A 3,585-nucleotide genomic window follows, 5' to 3' on the forward strand; every position below is an offset into this window, starting at 1 on the left:
CTTGCCGCATTGTTGGCCTTGGCTTGTTCGGCGTTCTTCGCACCGGGAATCACCGTCGTCACGCCCTGATTCATCAAGATCCAACGCAGCGCGAATTGCGCCATCGTCACACCTTCGGGAACGAGCGGGCGAATTTCATCGACGGCTTTGAGCGCCAATTCGTAAGGCACACCCGCAAACGTCTCGCCCTTGTCGAAAGCCTGACCCTCTCGATTGAAGTGCCGATGATCATCCGCGGCAAATGTCGTGGCAGCCGTCATTTTCCCGGTGAGCAGACCGGACGCGAGCGGCACGCGAACGATAACGGCCACGCCCTTCGCCCTCGCCTCGCGCATGAACAGATCGGCCGGCCGCTGCCTGAAGATGTTGTAGATCACCTGCACCGATTTCACGCCCGGGTATTCGATCGCCTTCAACCCTTCTTCCACCTTCTCCACCGACACCCCGTAGCGCCGGATTTTCCCCGCCGCGACCATCGCGTCCATGGCTTCGAACACTTCCGGCCGGTAGTACACCTCGGTCGGCGGGCAATGCAGCTGCACGAGATCGAGGCAATCCATCTCCAGGTTCGCGAGCGAACGATCGACGAACGCGTTCAGATTGGCGCCCGTGTAGCCCTCGCTCACGTGCGGGTTGAGCCGCCGCCCCGCTTTCGTCGCGACGAAGGGCCGAGGACCGCCGCGCTCTTTCAGCACGGACGCGATGATCCGTTCCGACCGCCCGTCGCCGTAGACATCGGCCGTATCGATGAAAGTCGTGCCGCTATCGAGCGCCGCATGGAGCGCGGCTTTTGCATCGCTTTCCGAAACGTCGCCCCACGAGCCGCCAATCGCCCAGGCGCCGAATCCGATTTCCGATACCGAAATTTCCGTGTTGCCGAATGGTCGTTGATTCACTTTGTTTCCTTTTTTAAGGCATCAATTGGCCGCCGTTGACCTCGATGATCTGGCCGGTGATGTATCCGGACATTGCCGGCGACGCCAGGAACAGAAAGGCGCCCACGCACTCCTCAGGCAAACCCTCTCGGCCCATCGGCACCGACGCGGTTTGCGATGCGAAGACATCGGGCGGCGTGTATTTGTCGTGGAACGGCGTCTGGATCAGTCCGGGCGCCACTGCGTTGACCCGAATCCCATCGCGGACGAATTCCTTCGCATGGCCGCGGGTGAGACTGCTCACAAAACTCTTGGAGGCGCCATAGAGCACGGCCCCGGCGCCGCCGCCCGTGCGCGCGGCCACGGACGTCGTGTTGATGACATAGCCGCCAGTAGCCTTGAGGAACGGATGGGCGGCTACGGTGGCCTCCCAGACCGAACGGGCGTTGAGGTTCACGACCTCGTCGAAATGCGACGGCGCCACGTCGGCGGATGCAATTCGTCCCAGCATCGCGCCTGCGTTGTTGATCAGGCCGTCAAGGCCGCCGAGCATTTCGGCCGCTGCATTCACCACGCGCGCCGCTTCGCCCGGTTTGCTTAGATCGCCTTGGATCAGCTCGATTTGGTTGGGCTGCTCGGCGCGCAGCGCTTCGGCAGCCGCGTGGCTTTGATTGAAATGGGCGACGACCTTCGCGCCTTGGGCGGCGAACGCACGAACCACGGCGGCGCCGATCCCAGTCGACCCGCCCGTTACGAGTACCTTGGTCCCAGTCAAATCGCTGATGCGCATGTGTTCGAAATTCGGCATGAAGTCCTCCCGTGGAAAGCGTCCGGCGGACATTGCCGCCAAGCGTTGCTCGACCTATCGACCTATGACCTATCGCGGTCGGAAAGCGATGATGGCACGGCGTAGAATGAATGGAATTCAACGAGATGCTGAATTGAATTCACCCTATGGCCAAGACCGACAGGATCGACTTCGCGGATCTGAAATCATTCATGGCGATCGTCAAATGCCGCAGTTTTCGGCTGGCCGCGATCGAAATGGGGCAAACGCCGTCGGCGCTGAGCCATGCCATGCGCCGGTTGGAGGATCGCCTGGGTGCGAAGTTGCTGAACAGAACGAGCAGAGCGGTTTCAGCCACAGCGGTCGGGCTGGATTTGGCGGCGCGGTTGGAAGACGGCTTCAATCAGATCGGCTCGGCTCTCGAGACTTTCGAGGCGCCGGGCGCTGCGCGGCTCGGTGAGCTTCGGTTAAACGTCTTCGCCGATGCGGCGCATCTGCTCATCGCGCCCGCGTTGCCGGAGTTCGTCCGCCGGTGCCCGGAGGTGCGGCTGACGGTCGTGGTCGAGAACCGGCCTATCGACATCGTGGCGGAAGGGTTCGACGCGGGCATTCGCTACGGCCATTACGTGCCGGAAGATATGGTGGCTGTGCCGCTGACGGGGCCGCAGCGGTGGGTGATGGTCGCTTCGCCGGGTTATCTGAAACGTTGCGGGTCGCCGAAACGCCTCGATCAATTGGCCGAGCATACGTGCTTGCAACTGCTGCTCGGCGACAATTCGAGTTATCGATGGGACGTGCTCGACGCGGGGGAACGTCGGCGCATCAGCGTGCCGGGGCTCGTTACGATCAACGATACGGCGACGACGATCAGTGCATGCAAGGCGGGACTTGGGATCGGGTATGTGCTCGAGACGCGGATCACCGAGGAGTTGGCGCGCGGCGAATTGCGGATCGTGCTGGAACAGCACGCGGCGCCAGAGGATCCGCTGCATATGTACTACAGCAGCCGACGGTATAACCACCCGGCGCTGCCGGCGCTCATCAACATCATTCGCGAGCAGCAGTCGCTGCCGGCGGTGGGGGGGAGGAAGGGCAGTCGCGCGGGGTGATGAGGGGTGAAGGCCGTGGGCTGCGACGGTGCTATAGGTCGGCGGAAAAAACGCAGTCGCTCGGAAGGCATCGGCCAAGAACTTGCGAAGCTTTTAGGCTCACGTGCGAATGGGGCCGAGACGCGGCTGGCTCAAAGCAATTCCGGTCGAGCCTCGGCTAGCCAATTCTGGAGGTGGCGTAGCAATGCTTGCGCTCGTTATGCACTCCTGCGCTGTGGAAGTGGGCACCGGATCGCCGTCGTAATCCGCTAAGTTCCTCTGTTTGCGCAGAGCGTCGAGGACGATCATGTCGTCCGTTGCGAGTCCGACAGTCTCAGGCAGCGTCTACATTTGTGGCTGTTCTTGCCACGACCTCGCGCCAGCCTGGCGGGGAAGAGAAAAGAGGCTTCTTCGCGCTTCATGTCCCTAATCGCAGCCGCCACGCTGTTTGTGTCCGCGATTGCGGACGATATGGCGGCGAGCTTGGAAAGGAACGTATATCCCCTCGACATCTACCGGAGCCGCACGTATAATTGGATATACGTTTGACATATACCGAGGAGCCTATCGTGGAACAAGGTGCCATCTTCAAAAGCAACCGTAGCCAGGCGGTGCGCCTGCCAAAATCCGTGGCGCTTCCTGACGACGTGAAGCGTGTCGACGTGGTGGCTATCGGCCGCACCCGCATACTCAGCCCCGTTGGAGAGTCATGGGATAGCTGGTTTGATGGCGAAGAGGTGAGCCCGGACTTCATGTCCATGCGTGACCAGCCCGGCGATCAGGAGCGTGAGGGGTTTTGATGCTCAAGTACATGCTCGATACGAATATCTGCATC

Annotated in this window: 4 protein-coding genes; 2 read left to right on the forward strand and 2 right to left on the reverse strand. The window is 61.4% G+C overall.

All coding sequences use genetic code 11. The annotated features are described in order from the left end of the window. Nucleotides 1-896: aldo/keto reductase (locus tag ACTHNR_RS26180; protein ID WP_440551678.1), on the reverse strand; the 896-nt coding region annotated here is incomplete at its 3' end. 13 nt (nucleotides 897-909) lie between these two features. Next, on the reverse strand, nucleotides 910-1,683 hold the full coding sequence (locus tag ACTHNR_RS26185; RefSeq protein WP_440551680.1) for an SDR family NAD(P)-dependent oxidoreductase: 774 nt from the start codon (nucleotides 1,681-1,683) through the stop codon (nucleotides 910-912). 146 nt (nucleotides 1,684-1,829) lie between these two features. Here ACTHNR_RS26185 and ACTHNR_RS26190 point away from each other — a divergent pair, with 146 nt between their 5' ends. Next, nucleotides 1,830-2,771, forward strand: a complete 942-nt coding sequence (locus ACTHNR_RS26190; RefSeq protein ID WP_440551683.1) for a LysR family transcriptional regulator — start codon at nucleotides 1,830-1,832, stop codon at nucleotides 2,769-2,771. A gap of 548 nt (nucleotides 2,772-3,319) precedes the next feature. Continuing rightward, the gene (gene vapB / locus ACTHNR_RS26195) at nucleotides 3,320-3,550 is read left to right on the forward strand and encodes a type II toxin-antitoxin system VapB family antitoxin (protein ID WP_440551684.1); all 231 of its coding nucleotides are present in this window, start codon (nucleotides 3,320-3,322) and stop codon (nucleotides 3,548-3,550) included. The last annotated feature ends 35 nt before the right edge of the window (nucleotides 3,551-3,585 follow it).

Origin of the sequence: Trinickia sp., assembly GCF_051954495.1 — a bacterium.
Lineage (GTDB): Bacteria > Pseudomonadota > Gammaproteobacteria > Burkholderiales > Burkholderiaceae > Trinickia.